This window comes from Saccharopolyspora sp. SCSIO 74807 (assembly GCF_037023755.1).
GTDB lineage: Bacteria > Actinomycetota > Actinomycetes > Mycobacteriales > Pseudonocardiaceae > Saccharopolyspora_C > Saccharopolyspora_C galaxeae.
This window is the reverse complement of sequence record NZ_CP146100.1, coordinates 6,435,279-6,455,085: the sequence shown is the minus strand read 5'-3', so window position 1 is coordinate 6,455,085 and position 19,807 is coordinate 6,435,279. Positions and strand designations below refer to the sequence as shown.

18 protein-coding genes and 1 tRNA gene are annotated in these 19,807 nt (G+C 65.9%); 7 read left to right on the top strand and 12 right to left on the bottom strand.

The window, feature by feature from the left end:
• Positions 1 to 55: 55 nt before the first annotated feature.
• Both V1457_RS29525 and V1457_RS29520 read right to left on the bottom strand, forming a co-directional pair.
• The gene (locus V1457_RS29525) at positions 56 to 1,546 is read right to left on the bottom strand and encodes a pentapeptide repeat-containing protein (RefSeq protein ID WP_338598459.1); all 1,491 of its coding nucleotides are present in this window, start codon (positions 1,544 to 1,546) and stop codon (positions 56 to 58) included.
• 78 nt (positions 1,547 to 1,624) lie between these two features.
• Positions 1,625 to 2,719, bottom strand: coding sequence for a hypothetical protein (locus V1457_RS29520; RefSeq protein ID WP_338598457.1), 1,095 nt, complete (start codon positions 2,717 to 2,719; stop codon positions 1,625 to 1,627).
• Positions 2,720 to 3,033: 314 nt separating this feature from the next.
• Here V1457_RS29520 and V1457_RS29515 point away from each other — a divergent pair, with 314 nt between their 5' ends.
• Positions 3,034 to 3,234 carry a hypothetical protein gene (locus V1457_RS29515; protein WP_338598455.1) on the top strand — a complete coding sequence of 67 codons (201 nt, stop codon included), beginning with the start codon at positions 3,034 to 3,036 and terminating at the stop codon, positions 3,232 to 3,234.
• A gap of 374 nt (positions 3,235 to 3,608) precedes the next feature.
• Here the strand turns inward: V1457_RS29515 and V1457_RS29510 are convergent, their stop codons facing one another.
• Genes V1457_RS29510 through V1457_RS29490 form a run of 5 tightly spaced genes read right to left on the bottom strand, consistent with a single transcriptional unit; the run spans position 3,609 to position 7,363 of the window.
• Positions 3,609 to 5,714 carry an FtsK/SpoIIIE domain-containing protein gene (locus V1457_RS29510; RefSeq protein WP_407074734.1) on the bottom strand — a complete coding sequence of 702 codons (2,106 nt, stop codon included), beginning with the start codon at positions 5,712 to 5,714 and terminating at the stop codon, positions 3,609 to 3,611.
• A complete protein-coding gene (locus V1457_RS29505) occupies positions 5,711 to 6,424 on the bottom strand; it encodes a hypothetical protein (RefSeq protein ID WP_338598453.1) in 714 nt (237 codons plus the stop codon). Before V1457_RS29505 ends, V1457_RS29510 begins: the two co-directional genes overlap by 4 nt.
• A complete protein-coding gene (locus V1457_RS29500) occupies positions 6,421 to 6,750 on the bottom strand; it encodes a hypothetical protein (protein WP_338598451.1) in 330 nt (109 codons plus the stop codon). The genes V1457_RS29505 and V1457_RS29500 overlap by 4 nt, the downstream gene beginning before the upstream one ends.
• Positions 6,747 to 7,085 (bottom strand): WhiB family transcriptional regulator, encoded by a 339-nt coding sequence (locus tag V1457_RS29495; RefSeq protein WP_338598449.1) that lies wholly within the window; start codon positions 7,083 to 7,085, stop codon positions 6,747 to 6,749. The genes V1457_RS29500 and V1457_RS29495 overlap by 4 nt, the downstream gene beginning before the upstream one ends.
• Positions 7,082 to 7,363 carry a helix-turn-helix domain-containing protein gene (locus V1457_RS29490; protein ID WP_338598446.1) on the bottom strand — a complete coding sequence of 94 codons (282 nt, stop codon included), beginning with the start codon at positions 7,361 to 7,363 and terminating at the stop codon, positions 7,082 to 7,084. The genes V1457_RS29495 and V1457_RS29490 overlap by 4 nt, the downstream gene beginning before the upstream one ends.
• Before the next feature lie 161 nt (positions 7,364 to 7,524).
• Here V1457_RS29490 and V1457_RS29485 point away from each other — a divergent pair, with 161 nt between their 5' ends.
• Both V1457_RS29485 and V1457_RS29480 read left to right on the top strand, forming a co-directional pair.
• On the top strand, positions 7,525 to 7,908 hold the full coding sequence (locus V1457_RS29485; protein ID WP_338605161.1) for an XRE family transcriptional regulator: 384 nt from the start codon (positions 7,525 to 7,527) through the stop codon (positions 7,906 to 7,908).
• A 171-nt stretch (positions 7,909 to 8,079) separates the two neighbouring features.
• Positions 8,080 to 9,207: a tetratricopeptide repeat protein gene (locus V1457_RS29480; RefSeq protein WP_338598444.1), complete on the top strand. Its 1,128-nt coding sequence runs from the start codon at positions 8,080 to 8,082 to the stop codon at positions 9,205 to 9,207.
• Here the strand turns inward: V1457_RS29480 and V1457_RS29475 are convergent.
• The 4 genes from V1457_RS29475 to V1457_RS29460 all read right to left on the bottom strand — a co-directional run bounded on the left by V1457_RS29475 (position 9,163) and on the right by V1457_RS29460 (position 12,060).
• Positions 9,163 to 9,741: an NUDIX hydrolase gene (locus V1457_RS29475; protein ID WP_338598442.1), complete on the bottom strand. Its 579-nt coding sequence runs from the start codon at positions 9,739 to 9,741 to the stop codon at positions 9,163 to 9,165. The genes V1457_RS29480 and V1457_RS29475 overlap by 45 nt on opposite strands.
• Positions 9,742 to 9,822: 81 nt before the next feature.
• Positions 9,823 to 10,491, bottom strand: a complete 669-nt coding sequence (locus tag V1457_RS29470) for a DCL family protein (RefSeq protein ID WP_338598440.1) — start codon at positions 10,489 to 10,491, stop codon at positions 9,823 to 9,825.
• Between the two features lie 145 nt (positions 10,492 to 10,636).
• Positions 10,637 to 11,929 carry a tyrosine-type recombinase/integrase gene (xerC, locus tag V1457_RS29465; RefSeq protein WP_338605159.1) on the bottom strand — a complete coding sequence of 431 codons (1,293 nt, stop codon included), beginning with the start codon at positions 11,927 to 11,929 and terminating at the stop codon, positions 10,637 to 10,639.
• A gap of 57 nt (positions 11,930 to 11,986) precedes the next feature.
• Positions 11,987 to 12,060: transfer RNA gene (locus tag V1457_RS29460), tRNA-Leu, on the bottom strand.
• Between the two features lie 286 nt (positions 12,061 to 12,346).
• On the opposite strand from V1457_RS29460, the gene V1457_RS29455 reads away from it, so the two are divergent.
• On the top strand, positions 12,347 to 15,109 hold the full coding sequence (locus tag V1457_RS29455) for an AAA domain-containing protein (RefSeq protein WP_338598438.1): 2,763 nt from the start codon (positions 12,347 to 12,349) through the stop codon (positions 15,107 to 15,109).
• A 147-nt stretch (positions 15,110 to 15,256) separates the two neighbouring features.
• Positions 15,257 to 15,868, top strand: a complete 612-nt coding sequence (locus tag V1457_RS29450; RefSeq protein WP_200072009.1) for an ANTAR domain-containing response regulator — start codon at positions 15,257 to 15,259, stop codon at positions 15,866 to 15,868.
• A gap of 32 nt (positions 15,869 to 15,900) precedes the next feature.
• Here V1457_RS29450 and V1457_RS29445 read toward each other — a convergent pair whose 3' ends face one another.
• Positions 15,901 to 16,293, bottom strand: coding sequence for a PaaI family thioesterase (locus V1457_RS29445; RefSeq protein WP_338605157.1), 393 nt, complete (start codon positions 16,291 to 16,293; stop codon positions 15,901 to 15,903).
• Positions 16,294 to 16,398: 105 nt separating this feature from the next.
• On the opposite strand from V1457_RS29445, the gene polA reads away from it, so the two are divergent.
• Positions 16,399 to 19,089, top strand: a complete 2,691-nt coding sequence (gene polA / locus V1457_RS29440) for a DNA polymerase I (RefSeq protein ID WP_338598435.1) — start codon at positions 16,399 to 16,401, stop codon at positions 19,087 to 19,089.
• A 252-nt stretch (positions 19,090 to 19,341) separates the two neighbouring features.
• The gene (locus V1457_RS29435; protein WP_200072011.1) at positions 19,342 to 19,755 is read left to right on the top strand and encodes a VOC family protein; all 414 of its coding nucleotides are present in this window, start codon (positions 19,342 to 19,344) and stop codon (positions 19,753 to 19,755) included.
• The last annotated feature ends 52 nt before the right edge of the window (positions 19,756 to 19,807 follow it).

Genomic DNA, 19,807 nt, shown 5'->3' with positions numbered 1-19,807 from the left:
GTGCGTGGCGTGCCGATCTCCTCAAGCCGCAGGTGCCCTTTATTCGTAGGTTTTCCTATTCCCGGCGTTCTCCGCTGGAATCTGAGGAAAGCGGATCCCAGACCAACGGGCCAGGAAAAGCTTGAGGAACAAACTCATCCCAGCGGCCAGCTTTCCCCTCAGGGGACTCCACCGGTCCTGTAAGCTTCCAACCGCTAGGCCAGGTGGGCTCTGGTAGTTTTCCTTTGGGGTCTCTGCGAACTCGTGCACCGTATAGGTCTACCTTTTTCGCGTGTAACTTTTCGTCAAATTTGACGCTTCGTTCAAATTCTGCCTCTAGGAAGTTCGCCGACTCCTCGATGGTTAATCCCTCGAAGGAAGCAACATCATAAAATCGAGCTCTCATGAAGCTCACTATCCCTTCGAATTGGCCACCCTTATGAAAACGGTCGCCAAACCTGACTTCGCCGAAAAATTTCGCGCCGGAAAAGTTCGAGGAGGATACATGTGCGCGGGAGAATCTTGTTTCACCATGGAACTGAGCTTTCGAGAAGTTACCATGTATCGAGCATCTCGATGCGTCCCAGTCGTGAAGAACTGCACTAGACAGGTCGATTCTCAGATCTCCCCAAAAATCTCTGCCGCCAGGGCGGCCATTTTTGTCCCAGAAATCTGGACGAAGATGACTGCAGATCAAATTTTGAGCGGCTCGGCGGACTTCGAGTTCCCCTTCCTGGCGTTCAACTCCATCTAGCGATAGTCCTGCAGCTGCTGCTAGGGTGGGCGCCAAATCGATCAAAAAGGGTTCCTGTGCGGATGCATCCGCGGGCTTGCTTAGCGCGCCGTCGTTTGGTTCATTCGGATGAGTAAAATGAACTCTAAGGTAAGCACACAGTAGGTTAATTACTGTCTGCCTTTGGCTTTTGTTTACCTGTCCAATTCTTTCCAGTGTGTAAAGTCCTGCCAAGCGAACAGGAGCTTTGTCCGAATCTAATTGCGCTGCTGCCGCGCTATAAAGATCGGTCGCTCGTTGCTCAGCCGCATCGCTCTCGGTGTGGCGCTGCGAATGCTCGGCGAGCCACTGCCGACGAGAGGTAAACACCAGTGCAACAACACCGACCAGACCCGCAGCCAAAGTCAATGTAGTCCGAACCGCCTCGATTCGAATCTTGGCGATCTCTGCGGGCGGAGCCTGGGCGGCGACGTCGAGCAGCTTGAGCAGCACGAGGCCACTGACCGCCGTAATGCTCAAGGCCACAAGCAGTACCCACCACCATCGAAGGGGGCGCACTTCCGGCTGCGAGTTAGTGGGATTCCTATTAGGCCGCAAAGCCTTGTTGGCTATGGTGGCTATAACAAGCAGTGCCAATCCTGTTCCTGCCAGCGCCCCAGGGAATCCTATGCGCAAGAGCGCATGTTCTGTTGACCGCAATAGTGCAAGCCAATCCACGGGTAGCCCGCATGCCAAGCCAACAACCACGAGTGCCACGCCTAAACGACGTAGCCAGAAAACACGGGGAAGCCAGCGCATCTGCCGACGCAATCGTCTCAACCTGAACTCACGCACTATGCCATGATCGCATTAGTCCTGTGGGCCATCACCGGCGCGGTGCCAACCTTTAGTATTTGCTTCGGCAAGTAGTACCTAAACAGTCCGCAGCGCGCTAATTCGTCTTAGTTGCCTAATGGACCCCAAGTTGTAAGCCATCTTGCTTGCCTTGTCGAGCTGCCCAGAGGCTTTATCGATCTCGTGCAGTGCAATTAGTGCGCTTGCTAGGTCAACTCTAAGGGCGGACTCTGCGCGGATGAATGTCGGATCCAGGCCCTTCAGTGCATTGGTTAGCAAGCTGAAAGAGCCCACACGGTCTGATTGGGATACCGAGTGGCCACGCCAGCGTGTAAGGTGATTCCTATCGAGAACTATGTACGGTCCCTCTTTTGGAACGCTTTCTCGTGGGAGTTGATGTTCGGCTTCGTCAAACTGCTTTCGAGATTGGTCCGGTTGTCGATCGGCTGCTAATGTCTCTCCGTGGGCGGCAACAAGCCAAGCGCGTAGGAGTTGTGGGCAGCGGCGTTCGGCTGCTCGGAGTGTCGATTCGAGCAGATGAACCGCTGTGGTGGTGTAGTTGAGGTCGATCAAGGTGAAAGCTTGTTCAGCTGTAGCGTGAACATGGTAGGAAATTTCCTCGGTTTCTAGGGCTGCTTGTTTGGCTTCTTCGTAGTGGCGCCATGAAACGGAGCGGTGGCCAGTGTCGAGCGCCTGCCATCCTGCTAGAGTGTGCATCTCTGATAAGAGAATGGCGAGTTCTCGGCGAGTGGTGACGGTGAGGCTATACGTGAATAGGTCGCGGACCTGAGATATCCTCGCTAAGACTTCGGTGTGCGTGACGATCGCGCCGAATTGGCGGTCGGTGCGACGTATAGAGTTGAGTTGGCCGCGGAGGCTCTGCAACATGCCTGCATCGACACGCTTTGCCTTCTGGATTCGTTCCCGGAGTTCGGCGGCGTCGTCATCGGGTGGGGCGACGGCCTGCATGGGGGAGGACAGGAGGTCGCTGCTGTCCGTCTCGAAGATGCGTTCCAGGAGGCGCGCGGTCGCTGGGCGGATCGGGCCGAGGGGTTGGCCTTTCGGGCCTTTGCCTGCGACCAGGCGTTGCAGGTGACGGAGGCTGAGGGTTCCTGGCTCGCCGTGTTCCCGGGCGAACCCCTCGGCGTAGGCCGCGAACTCCTCCAAGGTCATCCGGCGTTCTCTGATCTTCTGTTCGAGCAGTGTGCGGTAGGGGCGCACTGTGTCCTCCCGTCCCCCGTGCGGAAGTCGTGTTCATGTCGTGCTTGTGTCGTTCCGCTGATGTCGGCGGTTCGGCAAGCTGGTTTCAGTTTGACATGGACCGCTTGCGGGCGGTCATCCGAACCGCCTGGTGACTGCGTTCCGCCTCTCAGCCGTCGCCAGGCGCCCGGTCACGGTCGGGGTCGGCGGTCCCCCGAACGTCGGCTCCGACCGTGATCCATAGCTGGGCACCCAGTGACCGTTTGTCTTCCAGGAGGTGGAGCCGTATGGGCGCGGATGACGCTGCCGCGGTGGCTGTGTTGCTCCGGCAAGCGCAGTGGGCTCTCGATGACGCCGCGCACCGGATTCCGGAAGACCGGCTCGACGGTGAAGCGCATCGGGAGCTTGCCAAAGCGTTGGAACGCCTTGCGGCGGTTCTGCTGTCGCGGGCGGACCGGTGCACCGTGATCGAGCAGCCGAGTGGTTGAGCATGTCCGGCGGCCAGCACTCGCGCGAGCGCGGCGGGTACGTCACTGCGTGGTGCGGCGATCTGAACGCGGACCTTCCGACGATCACCTTCGTTCGCCCCTGCCCGGAACCCGAACCGCCGAAGGCTGTAGACGGCCGTCCGTCGCCCGCTTTGCTCCGATGGGTACTGGACGGACTGCGGAAGTTGTAGACGCCGGGACAGGCTCAGCGTGCTGCCTCGGAGCGGGGCGCTGGGCGGTGAAAACGGACGGGTGGGACAGGTCGCTTGGACCCGTCCCACCCGTCTTCTTCGTCGTTTGACCACGTCAGCGCCGGTCCTTGCCTGTCCCGCGTCCCGTGACGGGTTGTCCCGCCGTGGACAGGTGCGTGACGGCTATGTCCCGCCCTCGTCGGTGCCCGTTCGGTGTTCCTCGATGACGGCTCGGAGGTCGGCGCTGTAGTAGCCGCGAACCTGCCGGGCGGTGCCGTCGTCACCGACGAGTCGTCCTCGGCGTGGCTGGCATCCGAGATCGCCCATCCGGCGGCCGAATGCGGTTGGTTCCATGCCGAGTGCGTCGGTGAGTTCGGCGGTCGGTACGAACTCGCGGGTCTCCAAGTCGTCGCCGAGGTAGTCGAGGATCGCGCCGAGCGGGTCGGGCAGCTCGGCCGGTTCGGCGGGAACCGCGCCGAGCGCGTGCGCGACCGCAGAGGAGTCGACCGCGCCACTCGTGGTGTCGCCTGCTGCGTGGCCGGTGAGGGTGCCCGCTGCCTCGCGCAGCTTCCGGCCTCGGTTGCAGATGGTTCGCCATTCGGGGTTGGGCAGGTAGTACGTCCGCACGGTCATGGCGAGTACGTCGCCGGTGCCGTCCGCCTCGCCGTCCGGCCGCAGAATGCCTACCCCTTTGTGGCTCGGGAGCAGTGTGGAGGCGTCAAAGCCACGGGTGTTCATCTGTTCGCCGAGCACGATGTTCGAGTCTCGCCAGTCCATCACCCGCAGGGCGAAGCGCGAGCCGAGCACCGAGCGGAGCCGGGACGGAATCGTGTTGGAGTCCGGCCGCTGAGTAGCCAGGATGACGACGATCCCGGCGGCTGGACCCTTCCGGGCGAGGTAGGCCAGCAGGTCCGCGATGTAGGCGCCGCGAGTCGTCTTCTTGCCGCCGACTTCCTCGGGCGACGGGTCATCGAGGAAGACTTGCACCTCGTCCAAGACCACTGCGGTGACGGGCATCCCGAGGTCGCCGTCCCGCGAGATCGTCCGCGTGATCTTCGATTCGGAACACAGGTCGTCGTCCAGTTTGGACATGCGCGTGTAGCGTTGCTGCACTTCGCCGACCAGCTCGATGAGGAAGTCTCGGACCGCCGCTACGTGTCGGTCCTCGTCGCCGCACACGAAGCGGTGCGCGACTTCCGCTGCGGCTTCCCAGTCCTTTCCGCCTTTGCCGTCGAAGACGTACAGCCGCACGTACGGGTCGAGGACCAAGCCGGCGACCGCGAGTCGGGTAGCGAACGTCTTGCCTTGCCGTGGAATCGCACCGACGACCAGGGATGTCCACACCAACGGCAGGTCTATCCGCCGGTTTCGCGCGTCGCGGCCGAACGGGACCGGTCGCCACGCATCCCACGAGTCCACTTCGAGCAGCGGGCACTTCGGCGGCGGTCCGGAGTAGGGGTCGTCGTCGGCAACCCACAGGAACACCCGTCCTGCGTGCCCGCCTTTGCCGCGGACTCGTTCGGCGATGAGCTGCACTTCGTCCACGGCGAGTGCGGAGGCGAGTGCTTCCCTGTTCTTGACCACGTCCGCGGCTTTGCGAGTGGCTGGCAGGTCCACGGTGATCGCCCAACCGTCGCCGGAACGCGCCGCTCGTTCGACCAGGCGCAGCGATTCGTCCTTGCCGATCAGCTTCGCGTCCCGGAAGGCGTCGACCAGGACTTGCGGGTCCATCGTCCACGTCAGCGAACGCGGACCCGCGAGAACCGGCTTCCGGCCCGGTGCGCCTTCCTTGCGGCGACCGGTCACCGCGAATACCACAGCGACAGCAGCCAACACTGCCCACAGTGCCGACAGTCCGAACAGGACACTGAGAACCACGCCTGCGCCGACTGCGGCGAGTGCGACACTTCCGGTGACCTTCCAGCGGAACAGCGTCAGCGAGCGGATTTCCAGGAACTTGTCCGCCAGCTTCTCGGACTCCTCGGCGGCCTCGCGGTAGTCGTGCACGCGCACCCACCGCCGCCACTGGCGCACGACCAACACCGCGCCGCGGACCACGGCTCGCAGGAATGTCCACGGTGAACGCAGCACCCATGCGGCGGCGTCCAGGAGTGCTTGCCGCAGCAGCGGCCAGGACTTCAACCGGGAGGGCACGCGCGGAGAGTTCAGCCACCACTTCGCGAACCGTCGTGCCCGTTCACGGCGCGGTTCGTCCACTATCTCGGCGTCGAACACCTTCCGTTCCACCTCGTTCACGGGATCGCGATGCGTCTCGTCCGATGGGTTCATGAGTTGCCCCGTTCGGTGTTCACTTCCTCCGCGAGCGCGGCGGCCAGTCGGGAGGACAGGCCGCGCGAGCAGCCGGTGACGTCGCGAATCCAGGCGGGAGTCACGGTCACGTCGGGCTGCCACGCCTGGCGCGCGCGGTTCAGGTACTCGTCGGCCGAAGTGCGCCGTGCGGCCTGCTCGGCGCGTTGCACGGGTTCCGGCCGTTCCGGTGTCTTGGGCGATTTCGGTGCGTTCATTGCGGCGAGTGCGGCGACTTCGCCGAGCTTGTCGCGTAGGTCGGTGACCGCCTCGGCGGCCACGAACACCACCAGGGGCGGCACAGAATGCAGCACGACCATCGCGGCGGAGGAGTCCGCGAACGCCTCCCACGTGTTCATGACGTAGGTGGCCGCGAGCGTGAACCACTTCGCGCCGCGGACCCATCCGCCGGTGTGCACGCCGTAGCGGGCGGTGATCTGCTCGGCGCGCAGGATCGCCAGCAGGACCAGCGACACCATCGGATCGAGCAGCCACGCTGCCGACCACCGCAGCGACCACACCGCGGCGTCTCCGGCCGCGAAGCTCTGGACGTTGGTCATGGTGAACGCGAGCCCGAGCAGGATTCCCGTCCAGCACAACCGGTCCACCTGCCGCCGCACGTGCTCGACCGGTTCGGCCCCGGAGGGGGCGGGCGGCGCGTGCCGCCCGCCCCGCGATGCTTGGCCGCTCATCGCTTCCGGCTCCGGTGGTGCGGAGGCTCCGGCGTCGTGACCGTCAGTGCCTTGGTGAGCGTGTAGGACGCCAGCACCGCCGGAATCCCCAGCACCGTGAACAGGGCCGTCCCTCCGCCCGAGTGCATGATCACTAACCACTGCACGAGCACGATCGCCCCTGCCGTCGCCACAACCCGCCCGGTGAGAGACACCAACCGCGCCCCGGTGCGTGCGGTTTCCGCGGCCTTCCGCGAGGCACGGGCGCTCGCACGCCACACACCGACCAGGACGAGCAGCGCACCGACCACCGCGAGCACTTGGACCGGAGTCAGTTGCAGCGTCATTCCCAGTCACCCCTTTCGGCCTCGCGGCGAGCCCGCCACATCGGGTAGAGCGCACGGCGGTCCTCTTCGGACAGTGCGCCCCACACGCCGACCGTTTCGGCCCCTGCGGAGCGAAATTCCAGTTCCAAGCACTCGTCACGAACCGGGCAGCCCGCGCACAGCCGCGCGGCCAACTCCCGATCCGGTTCGGCACTGCCGGACACGTCAGGCGGATCGCCCTCGGTGAACTCCCACAGGCAGCGGCCGTTCTGCGTGACCACGTCGGTGAGTGCGCCCAGCGGCAGGGACCGCAGCAGGTCCAACCGGGCGAGCCGTTCGTTCTCCTCGGGGGTCACCACGGCGCACCCCCGTTCAGCCGCGCCACGTCGCGAGCGGTCCGGCGTTCGGCGGCCATCTGAGCCACGTCCACGCGAGCCCCGGACTCGCTCGCCTCGGCGGCGAGCTGGTCCACGGCGACGCTCGGGACGACGTAGCGGGTGCGGACCCGGACGGCGGGGAAGGCGTTCTCCCGGATCGCCCGGTACAGCGTCGAGGGGTTGCAGCGCATGATCCGCGCCGCTTCCCGAACTGTGTAGAACGTCGGTCGCCCGGCGTTCTCGGAGTTCTGTTCCATTGCGGGATCTCCAGAGAATCGCAAAAGGCAAGGATTTCGGCGGAACAAGAAGCTGATATCAGCTTTCAGTGAGCGCGAAGTGCCTCGTCTTTCGCGTGGGGTTGCTGAGTCGAATGAACTCCGCGCTAATCTCGGCGCTGAGGCGGAACGCGGAGGAATACGTGACGGAGGACTGGACTGCGGTCGCTCACGCGATCAACCAGCGCGTGAGCGAACTCGGTATGCGGCAACGCGAGCTGGCCGAGCGCTCGCACGTGTCGCAAGCGATCGTGCGCGAGTTGCAGCACAACACCGTTGAGCGGCGGCGGAGCGCGCGCACGCTCGAAGCCCTCTCGCTGGCGCTGGGCTGGCACGCCGAACACCTCTCCGCAGTCCTGGACCGACGCACACCACCCGCGGCCGGCGAACCACTGTCCAGCAAAGACGACGTACCCAGCCGGCTGACCGCCATCGAGCAGCACCTTCGCCAGATCACCGAAAAACTCGACGAGCTGAACTCGCGACTCCCCGCCGAGACCGGCCGTGGCAGCGGGCAAGGCGGATAGCCGACCGCTTCGGCGATCAACCGGCCTGCCCCGGTGGGCCGTTCCGTGTGCGCTGTCCATGCCTCCAAGAAACGGCAGTCGAGCGCGTTTTCACAGATGGCGCCGGTTAACCACGAGCCCATTAACCGCAATTAACTTCGCAGGTCAGGTCGCATATCGGGGGATGGTGCGATGAGTCCGAAAACCCGCTTGCAAGCGGTGCGCAGACAGCTCGGCTACTCGGCCGATGACGTGATTCGGATGCTCGGTCAGCGCGGGGAACGGCTCAGGATTCCGATCATGACGCCGACCAGCCTGAAAACGAAGCTCTCCCGTTGGGAGAACGGGCACGAGTCGGTCAGCGAGCCGTACCGGCGCCTGTTCCGCGAGGTCTACGGGCGCACCGACGAGGAGATGGGCTTCCCGTCCGAGCCGGACGACGAAGATCTAGCCGAGCTGCGCAACCGGATCGCCATCGCGCGTCGGGTCGATCCGGAGATGGTGGAGGTCTTTCGCCAGCAGGTCGACCACGCCCGGCAAATCGATCGCCGTTTCGGCGGCGTCACCATGCTCGACCAGCTCCGGAGCAACATCGACCATGTGGGAAGCCTGCTCGGGTACAGCACCCTGACCGGGCACCGCGAAACGCTCGCGGGCGTGCTCACCGAAGCGTCCACATTGGCCGGATGGGAAGCACTCGACCGCAGCGCGCACGGGCAGGCGTGGGAGCACTACGAACGCGCCAAAACCGCCGCCCGCGAAGCCCTATCCGCTCCACTGGTCGCACACGCGACCGCAGAACAGGCATTCGTGCTCATCGACATCGGCGAGACGGCCGCAGCCGCCGAACAACTCGCCGCCGCCCGCGAGCTGGCATCGGAAGCTGCACCGCCCTTGCTGCGCGCTTGGCTCGCGGCCGCGCATGGGGAAGGACTCTCCGCTCTCGGGCACCGAGACGGGGCGCTGCGCGCGTTCGACGAAGCCGACCAGCTCTTGCCCGCCGAAGCGACAGACCCCGCGCTGCCGTTCCTATTCCTCGCTGGCGCACACCTGGACCGGTGGCGCGGCAACGCATTGAGCAAGCTCGGCGAGCCGGAAGCGATCGACCAACTCACCGACGCACTGCCACGGCTACCCGAAGCATTCACCCGCGCCCGCACTGGAATCCTCGTGGACCTCGCGTACGCCCACGCCGCGGCCGGAGACCGAGACGCCGCGCTCGAACACTCCCGGCAAGCGCGACGCCTGGCCTCGCAGATCAAGTCCGACCGCCAGCTACGGCGACTCAGCGGCTTGATCCTTCCCGGCGGCTCCACGTGAGGCCAGGTAGTACAGCAACGCGACCAACGTCCCGGACCCGAGCAGCTTGCGCTGCTGCGTCAGCTCGATGACCCGGTCCAGCGGAACCCACTCGATGGTTCCGGCTTCCTCTTCGTCGGTCGGGTCGCCGATGTGCTTCGCGCCGCGCCACAGGTAGACATCGAACTGAGCCGTGACCATGCCCGGAATCGGCTCGAAGCTCACCAGGTGCTCCGGCTCGCCGAGCGGTTCCCAACCGCTCTCCTCGCTTGTCTCACGCAGTGCCGTCGCCGTGGACTCCTCGTCCCCGTCAACGATGCCGCCCAACAGCTCATAACCCCACTCATCTGTGGCGAACCGGTAGCGCCATAGCATCAGCACTTCGTCGCGCTCGTTGACGATCAGCGCCACCGCGACCCGGTCCAGGTGGACCACGTGATGCTCGAACCGCCGCCCGTCCGGCGGCTCGACATCCACCAGCCCCAACCGGACATACCGGTTGTCGTAGATCGTCCGCTCCCCGTACACCTGCCATGCTCCGCGCTCAGTGCTCACGGGGGAAGACTACGGATGGCCGGTGCGTGGAGCACCGGCCATCCGAAGTGTCGTGGCTACGTTCGCCGTCAAATAGATTGCTTACCGTGCGCTCTGACGAAGCAGCGATAGATTGGATTGTACTGATACGATCCGCAGCGAAGAAAAGTCGCGATGATACCTATCCCAGCGGCCCGCCTGGTCAGGATCAGCGATCTCTTTTCCGATCATGCCATCGGAACTTTTTGTGGATATGGCATCCCAGCCCCCTTCTGAATCGGCAAACGCTTTGCTTAGCATGTCGAAAGTCGGATTGTAGTGGTCAACGTGTGCTTGGCTGCGATCGAGCGCTTCCCCGGTGATTGCACAGGTTAGCGCCCCACATCTTTGGTATGTTTCGCGGATGAACTCGTTGATCTGTGGAACGACAGCCCTGCGGAGGGTCGCTTTCGCCAACTTTGCTTGACTTGGGGGAGTTAAACACTTCAGGTAAGAAAAATCCGTTTCCGACCCGTCGCTGCGGACCAGGTATATCGTTCGCTTGCGTTGGATCTGCGGATTTTCCCGAACCTCAAAGTGATCGATGCCGTGCCCCACTTTTCGATCCCTGTCGGGATGCATATTCAATACATCAAGAAGGAGCCTCTCGTCTTCGGGGGTTGATACAGTATCGCCCGGCCGATATCTGTAGAGTATTGAACGGCACTCTTGCTCGGCGTCCTTCTTGAGTGCAAAAAATCGTTCCCCGATGACGATTGGTTTTCGCGCCATTGGTTCCATCCTTGTTTATGTGATCACTCGTTGCGGACGGTACCGGCGGGGACTGACAGGTGTGCGGCATCTATCGAAAGCTGTTCGCGTCAAGCCGCTAGAAGCGTGATGACATGCGTCCGGTTGGCGCAGGTGCAAGTCTGGGTTACTCGGCAGGCTTGTTTCGCTTGGGCATCCTGCTTCCGAGGATTTCGGCTGCCTTCCGGTCGGATGCGGCTACCCACGCCGCATAGACGCGGAGTGTGGTTGCGCCTCCGCCGCCGTGGCCGAGGCGGCCGGAGACGGTGGGGAGGTCGACTCCGGCGGTGAGTAGTTCGGTGGCGGAGTAGTGGCGCAGCGAGTGGAGGTGAGTGGAGATGCCGAGCCGGGTCGCCATGTCCTTGTACCGCTGGGTGATGGCGTTGGGGGAGTAGGGCTCGGAGTGATCCGGGGTCTTCCTGCCGCCGAAGACGAACAGGTCTTCCGTGAAGCTGGCGCCGATCCGCTCGACGCGCTCGCGCACTCGCTCCTTGTGTTCCTTGAGCAGCGTCACGGTTTCGGAGTCGAGGGCTATGCGGCGGTTCTGGTGAGTTTTGGTGCCCTTCTCGACACCGCGGACCCAGTTGCGGCGGAGGTCGATCACCTCTTCGTCCAAGTCGACTCGTGAGAAGCGGAGTCCGACGAGTTCGCCGCGGCGCATCCCGGTCGTCATGGCCAGCCACACCAGCGTTCCCCAGTCCTCGTCCATCTCGAACGCCCTTTCCGAGAGCCGTGCGGCTTCGGCCGGAGTGGGCGGGTCGGGTTCAGGTCGTTTCTGCTTCGGCTTGCGTGCGACCCGTGCCGGGTTGGAGCTGATCCAGTCCCAGCGTTCGGCGGCGTCGAGCGTGCCGCTGAGGATGGCGTGAATCTGGCGAACGGTGGAGTTGCCCATCGGCTTGCACGAGTGCGGTTTGCAGCCTGCTTCCGCGCAGTCGTGCTCGTCTGCTTTGGCGTGCTTCTCGATGCTGGGCTTGCCGTTGCAGCGGGCACGGCAGCGGCGCAACTCCGTGTAGAAGGTTTCCAGCATTCGGGCGGTCAGCTTGTTCACCGCGACGCCGCCGAGTGCCGGTTCGATCGTGCGCGAGACGTAGCCCTCGTACGTGTGCCGTGTGCTCTCAGCAAGCTCTGTCGTCCGCAGCCACTCATCGAGCGCGTAACTGAGCTTCACCGAGGACTGCGCCGACCGCTGCTTGGCCACTTGCGTGCGGAACTCGGCGAGCTTCGCGTCTGCCTTATCCCAGGCGGCCTTGTTCGTGCCGGGGATGGTGGCGCGGAGGTAGCTCTGTCGACCGGTGACGGGGTCGGTCCCGGCGTATAGCCGTACGCGAAGCGCGCCGCCGCGCTCCTCGATGTTGCCCTTGGGCCGCGAGTTCGGGCGAGCAGCACTCATGGCCTTGAGTATACTCGTGCCCAAGGCCATGCCCACGGATCAGTTCCATGATCGCTGTGTTCGGTTGTAACGCCTGTTCAGGCGGGGTGCCCCCGGTCCGATTCGAACGGACACTGTACGGATTTTGAGTCCGCCGCCTCTGCCGGTTGGGCTACGGGGGCTTGAGGGAACAGCCTAGCGTGGGCTTGATCAAAGGTTGTGGGCGGGGTTCGCATGTGGCCTGCGCAGGGCGTCTACGAGCCCCTGGCTTCGGCTGGGCGCGCTCTCGGCGGGACGGTCCGGTCCGCAGTGATCGCCGACCGGGCGCCGATCGGGTGATGTCGGTGCATTCGCCGGAGGTGGCGTCGATCGTCTGCTGTAGTGCCCGGTGGCCGTGCCGCGTCGCGTTACCGGGGCTGTCGCCCGCGGTCGTGCGGCGCCGGTGAGCTCCGCACCGAGGAGACCAGCGTGATCGATCCACGTTGCGAAGCCGTCCTGATCCAAGATCAGTCCGGGCGGTTCCAGGACCAGACGCGAGATGTGTCCGGACACGATTCGGCCGACGGGAAGGTCGGCATCGTGTTCAACGGTGGCCGCCGGTACGCGTACCGCCCGGAGCGCGTTTCGATCCTCGCCGGTCCGGAGCAGGTAGTCGTCGGTGAACACGAGCGGGTCGAGGTGAACGGCGCCGTGTGGTCGAGCGCCGTGGAGGTCTGCACGTTCTCCGGAGCGGAAGGTGCGTGGTCTCGGGTCTTCTACCGGACGCAGCGGGGTGAGGACCACCGCTGCTATCCGGCGGCCCAGGTGCGGGTGCTGAACTGCCCTCCGCCGACAGGACTCGAGGCCGGGGTGCGCGACTACTGGAACGCGGTCGTGGCGGGGCTCCCCGCGGGTGATCCGTTGCGGCGCCCGTACGAAAGGTTGGAGTTCATCCATCCGGAGAGCGCGCTGCGTTCCTACCTCTCGGCCGCCCCGATCCGGACCCGGGAGGCGGGCACCGCCCCGATCTTTCCGTTCCGCTGCAACCTCAGCCAGCGCGCGGCGGTGGACGGGGCGCTCACCCACGACCTGTCGGTCATCGAAGGCCCGCCAGGCACCGGCAAGACCGAGACGATCCTGAACCTGATCGCGAACGTCGTCGTCCGGCGCGAAACCGTGGCAGTGGTCTCGCACACCAACGCCGCCGTGGACAACGTGCAGGAGAAGCTCGCCGAGCTCGGCTTCGGGCACGTGCTCGCCAACCTCGGAAACAAGGACAAGCAAGCGAAGTTCTTCGCCGGCCAGACCACCCGCAACGAGCAGGTTCGCGCATTCGCCGCCGAGACCCCGGAAAACCCCGATCCCGCGCGGCTGGCCGAAGTGGACGATCGGCTGCGCCGGTTGCAGCGGGACGAGCGGCGCAGCGCCGAGCTCCGCCAGGAGGTCGAGGCGTACCGGCTGGAACTGCGGCACTTCGAGCAGCACCTGCGCCGTGAGGAGCTACCCGACCTGGAAGGGCTGCCGCTGCTGCGCCGCTCGTCCGCCCGCGTCCTGGACTACCTGGCCGAAAGCGACCTGGAACGCAACGGTGCCCGGCCGGGGCTGCTGCGGCGGATCCGGAAGTACTTCAAATACGGATCGCTGCGCGGGATCGACCCCGGGGACACCGACGTGGTCGTGCGGCTCCAGCGCGCGTACTACGAAAAGCGGATCGCCGAGTTGGACGAACAGCTCCGCCGACTCGACGACGGCCTGGAGCGGGCGGAATTCGGGGCGCTCGCGGAAGAGCACCGGGATCTTTCGATCCGGGCCCTGCGCGCCGAACTCGGTTCTCGGTACCGGAACCGTCCGCGCAAGACCTATCGGCAGGACAAGTACAAGCGGGGCAACGAGTTCCAGGACTTCCTCGCGGACTACCCGGTCGTGCTGAGCACCTGCCACTCGCTCGCGGACAGCATAGCGAGCGGAGTCCTGCTCGACTACCTGATCATCGACGAGGCTTCGCAGGTCGACCCGATCGTCGCCGGGCTGGCGCTGGCGTGCTGCCGCAATCTCGTCGTGGTCGGAGACGCGCGGCAACTGGCCCCGATCGCACCGAAGCCGGCGGAGGACCTCCAACCGCCGAGTCCCGCTTACGACTGCCGCAACAGCCTCCTGGACTCGCTGCGGGAAATCCACGGCGACGACGCGCTCCCGCGAACGCTGCTGCGGGAGCACTACCGGTGTTCCCCGGCGATCATCGGTTTTTGCAACAAGAAGTTCTACGACAACGAGCTCATCCCGTACACCAGCGGCGGCGCCGAGCGCTCGATGCTCGTGTGGCGCACTGCCGAGGGCAACCACATGCGCAAGCACCGCGAAGGGGGCCGCTCGAACCAGCGCGAGGTGGACGTCATCGAAGCCGAGGTGATCCCGCAGCACCGCGGCGGAATCGCGGATGCGGACATCGGCGTCACGACCCCGTACCGGTTGCAGAGCGACAAGGCGGGTGACGTCCTCGACGGGATCGACGTCAACACCGTGCACAAGTTCCAGGGCAGGCAGAAGGAGATGGTCGTGCTGACCACGGTCCTCGACGAGACCCGGTACGGCCGGACCGGGCTGCCGTTCGTGGACGAGCCGAAGCTGATCAACGTGGCGGTGTCCCGGGCGAAGCAGCGGTTCGTCCTGGTCACCAACCACGACATGATGCCGCTCAGCCGCCACATCCGGGATCTGGTCGGCTACATCCGCTACCAGGACCTCGGCGATGGCGTGGCGGACAGCTCGATCATCTCGATCTTCGACCTGCTCTACCAGGATTTCTCGCAGCGGTTGGAGGCGTTGAGAAAACGAACCCTGCGCCGGACCGAGTACCCCTCCGAGAACATCGCGTGGACGGTGCTCGGCGAAATCCTCGGCGAGGAGGGAAACGAGCACCTCACCGCGGTGCCCCAGGTCCTGCTGAAGAACCTGTTCCCCGACCAGAGCCGGCTCACGCAGCGGCAACGGACACTCGTCAAGCACCGCTCTTCGGTCGATTTCGTCGTCTACAACCGCGTGACGAACCAGGCGCTGCTGGCGATCGAGGTCGACGGCTTCAAGTACCACGAGGACAACCCGGCCCAACTGGAGCGGGACGGGGTCAAGGACGCGATCTTCCGGGAGCACGACATGCCGATCCTGCGGCTGCCGACCACGGGAAGCCGGGAGCAGGAACGGATCCGGCGGGCCCTGGCGGACGCCGCGGACCACTGGGCGACTCGCGGATGATCACGCAGGTCGGGCCGGGCGGATGGTCGAACCGGTGTCGGCATGGTCACCCTCCCTGGTCATCTCGGCCTTCGGGTGTGGCCGGTAAGCTGAACTTTCCGGTGACCAACGCACTGGACCGTGTCAGAACTACCCCAGGAGGACCCGGTGACCACGCCGGCTGCCGAGGACCCACGCGAGGCCAAGCCCGTCGAACGTCGCGTACTCGTGGCCGAGGACGAGGCGTTGATCAGACTCGATCTGGTGGAGATGCTCAAAGAAGAGGGATACCAGGTCGTCGGCGAGGCCGGGGACGGGCAGGAAGCCGTGCGGCTGGCCGAGGAGCTGCGGCCGGACCTGGTGATCCTGGACATCAAGATGCCGAAGATGGACGGGATCGAGGCCGCATCGAACATCGCGGGGGAGCGGATCGCGCCGGTGGTGATCCTCACCGCGTTCAGCCAGCGCGACCTGGTCGAGCGCGCCCGCGACGCGGGGGCGATGGCCTACCTGGTCAAGCCGTTCGCGAAGCGGGACCTGGTGCCCGCGGTCGAACTCGCGGTGTCCCGGTTCACCGAAGTGCAGGCGCTGGAGGCCGAGGTCGCCGACCTCAGCGAGCGGCTGGAGGCGCGCAAGACCATCGAGCGCGCCAAGGGCCTGCTGATGAGCAAGCACAACCTCTCCGAGCCGGAATCCTTCCGCTGGCTGCAGCGCACCGCCATGGACCGCCGGACCACGATGAAGGCCGTGGCCCAGGCGGTGCTGGACAACCTCGAGTGATCAGCGCCGGTCGTGATCAGCGCCGGTCGTGATCAGGGCCGGTCGCGCAGCACGCAGGTCAGCCGCGCCGTGCAGGTCCGCTTGTCCCGCTCGTCGACGATCGCGATCTCGTAAGTCGCGGTGCTGCGGCCCCGATGCAGCGGGGTCGCGGTACCGGTCACGACTCCTTCGGTGGGGCCGCGGTGGTGCGTGCAGGACAGCTCCAGGCCCATCGCGATCCGGTCCTCGCCCGCGTGCAGCGCGGCCGCGATGGAACCGACCGACTCGGCAAGCACCGCGTTTGCCCCGCCGTGCAGCAGGCCGTAGGGCTGGCGGTTGCCCTCCACCGGCATCGTCGCCACCACACGTTCCGGTGACCACTCGACGAATTCGATGCCCATCCGCCGCTGCAACTGGCCGCTGTCCGGGGCCTGCACCTGGTCCATCCCGGCGTTGCCCGCCTGCTCATCCTCGGTCGCGGTCACGCTTCACCTCTCCTCGCGCCTCGCCGCACGTGCTGTCGGTGGCTCAGCCTAGACTTCGGCGGCGTGATGGCTTCAGAAGACCGACGACTGCTGCTGATCGACGGCCACTCCATGGCCTACCGAGCGTTCTACGCCCTGCCGAAGGAGAACTTCCAAACCGGCACCGGCCAGCACACCAACGCGGTCTACGGCTTCACCTCGATGCTGATCAACCTGCTGCGCGACGAGCAGCCCACGCACTTCGCGGTCGCCTTCGACGTGTCCCGCAAAACCTTCCGCAGCGAGAAGTTCGCCGACTACAAGGCGAATCGCAGCACCACCCCGGACGAGTTCCGCGGGCAGGTCAGCCTGATCCAGGACGTGCTGGGCGCGCTTTCGGTGCCGGTGCTGAGCATGGAGGGCTTCGAGGCCGACGACGTGATCGCGACGCTGACCGAGCAGGCCACCGCGGAAGGCTTCCGGGTTTCCATCTGCACCGGCGACCGCGACTCCCTGCAGCTGGTCGACGACCAGGTCACGGTGCTGTACCCGACCAAGGGCGTCTCCGAGCTCACCCGCTTCACCCCGCAGGCCGTGCAGGACAAGTACGGCCTCTCGCCGCAGCAGTACCCGGATTTCGCCGCGCTGCGCGGGGACCCATCGGACAACCTGCCGAAGATCCCCGGAGTCGGGGAGAAGACCGTGACCAAGTGGATCCAGCAGTTCGGTTCGCTGGACGAGCTGGTCGACCGGGTCGACGAGGTCAAGGGCAAAGCGGGCGACGCGCTGCGGGAACACCTCGCGGCCGTGCAGCTGAACCGGGAACTGACCGAGCTGGTCAAGGAGGTGCCGCTGGGGGTGGCCCCGGACGAGCTGGTGCTCGCCCAGTGGGACCGGGACGCGGTGCACCGGCTGTTCGACGACCTGGAGTTCCGGGTGCTGCGGGAGCGGCTGTTCGCGACGCTCTCCTCGGCCGAACCCGAAGTCGAGGAAGGCTTCGAGGTCACCGGCGGTCCCGTGGAGCCCGGTGCGCTGGCCGGATGGCTCGGCGAGCACGCCGCCGACGGCGCGCGCGTCGGGATGACCTGCACCGGTACCTGGAGCACCGGCGGCGGTGACCTGCGCACCCTGGCGCTGGTCAACCAGCACGGAGCCGGTGTGTACGCCGACGTCACCGAGCTCACCCCGGACGACGAGAAGGCGCTGGTGGACTGGCTGGCCGACCCGGCGCTGCCGAAGGCCGCGCACGACGTCAAAGGCCCGCTGCACGCGATCCGCAACCGCGGCTGGGAACTGGCGGGCCTGACCAGCGACACCGCGCTGGCCGCCTACCTGGTGCGGCCCGGGCAGCGGTCGTTCGACCTGCCCGATCTGGTGGTGCGCTACCTGCAGCGCGAGCTGCGGGCCGAGCAGGACGGCGGCGATGGCCAGCTGTCCCTGCTCGCCGACGAGGAGCAGGAGAAGGCGAACGCGGCGGCCGCCGAGCTGGTCCGGGCGCGCGCGGTGGGCGAACTGGCGGACGCGCTGGACTCCGAGCTCTCCGCGATCGACAGCGCCGGGCTGCTCACCGACCTGGAACTGCCGCTGCTGGAGGTGATCGGCGAGCTGGAGGCCGCGGGCATCGCGGTCGACGCGTGGCGGCTCGACGAGCTCGGCGCGCACTTCGCCGGGCGGGTCAAGCAGGCCGCGCAGGAGGCCTACGCGGTGATCGGCAAGGAGATCAACCTCGGCTCGCCGAAGCAGCTGCAGGTGGTGCTGTTCGACGAACTCGGGATGCCGAAGACCAAGCGCACCAAGACCGGCTACACCACCGACGCGGAAGCGCTGCAAGGGCTCTACGAGAAGACCGAGCACCCGTTCCTGCAGCACCTGCTGGAGCACCGGGACGCCACCCGGCTCAAGACCACGGTGGAAGGGCTGGTCAAGTCCATCGCCGCGGACGGCCGCATCCACACCACGCTGAACCAGACCATCGCCGCGACCGGCCGGTTGTCCTCGACCGAGCCGAACCTGCAGAACATCCCGATCCGCACCGAGGAAGGCCGCCGGATCCGGGAGGTCTTCGTCGTCGGCGGCGGCTACGCGCAGCTGATGACCGCCGACTACAGCCAGATCGAGATGCGGATCATGGCGCACCTGTCCGGCGACGAAGGTCTCATCGAGGCGTTCCGCACCGGTGAGGACCTGCACAGCTTCGTGGCCTCGCAGGCGTTCGGGGTGCCGATCGGGGAGGTCGACCAGGAGCTGCGGCGCCGGGTGAAAGCCATGTCCTACGGGCTGGCCTACGGGCTCTCCGCATACGGGCTCGCGCAGCAGCTGCGGATCTCGGCGGAGGAGGCGAAGGCGCAGATGGACGCCTACTTCGCCCGCTTCGGCCGGGTGCGGGACTACCTACACGAGGTGGTGGCGAAGGCACGGGAGGACGGCTACACCGCGACGATCCTGGGCCGTCGCCGCTACCTGCCGGACCTGCTCAGCGACAACCGGCAGCGCCGGGAAATGGCGGAGCGCATGGCGCTGAACGCGCCGATCCAGGGCAGTGCGGCCGACATCATCAAGGTGGCGATGCTGGGCGTGCACCGCGCGCTGGCGGAGTCGGGGCTGCGCTCGCGGATGCTGCTGCAGGTGCACGACGAGCTGATCATCGAACTGGCCGAGGGCGAGCGGGCCGAGGTGGAGCGGATCGTGCGGGAGCAGATGGGGGCGGCGCATCCGCTGGACGTTCCGCTGGAGGTCTCGGTCGGTGTCGGCGGATCCTGGGACGCCGCGGCGCACTGAGCCGGGCGGACCCGGGTTCCGCGGAACCGGCGGGCCGGTCGGCGGATTTCGGGTCGATCACGAAACGATCATTCGCCCGCGCCGAGCGCGTCCCAGCCATTGAGATGGCGGGACGCGAGCAGGCGGGCCCCAGCTGAGCCTTTCGGGTGATACGGGGGATAGCCTGCCTCCTTTGCGGAACAACGGATGCCGACGACTGCGGTGCGCGGTGCGCGCCCGGCGAACCGGGGCTCGACGCCCCGGAGGAGGAAAATGATCAACATCGACAGAGTGGACCACCTGGTGCTCACCGTGGCCGATGTCGATCGGGCTGCGGAGTTCTACGAGCGGATCCTCGGGATGCGGACGGTGACCTTCCCCGGCGACCGCCGTGCGGTGAGCTTCGGCGACCAGACCATCAAGCTGCACGCGGCCAGCGAACTGGTGGAACCCACCGCCACGCACCCGGTTCCCGGCTCGGCGAACCTGTGCCTGGTCACCGAGCAGCCGATCAGCGAGGTTCAGGAGCACCTGCGCGCCAACGACGTCCGGATCGAGGAAGGCCCGGTGGGGCGCACCGGTGCGGCCGGTCCGATCACGTCGCTGTACCTGCGGGACCCGGACGGCAACCTGCTCGAGGTCGCCCGCTACGACGAAGAAGCCGAGGCGTCCGCCGTCACCGATTGAGTCGCGCGGCAAAAGGGGCCGGAGGTGCGCACCTCCGGCCCCTTCCTCGTCC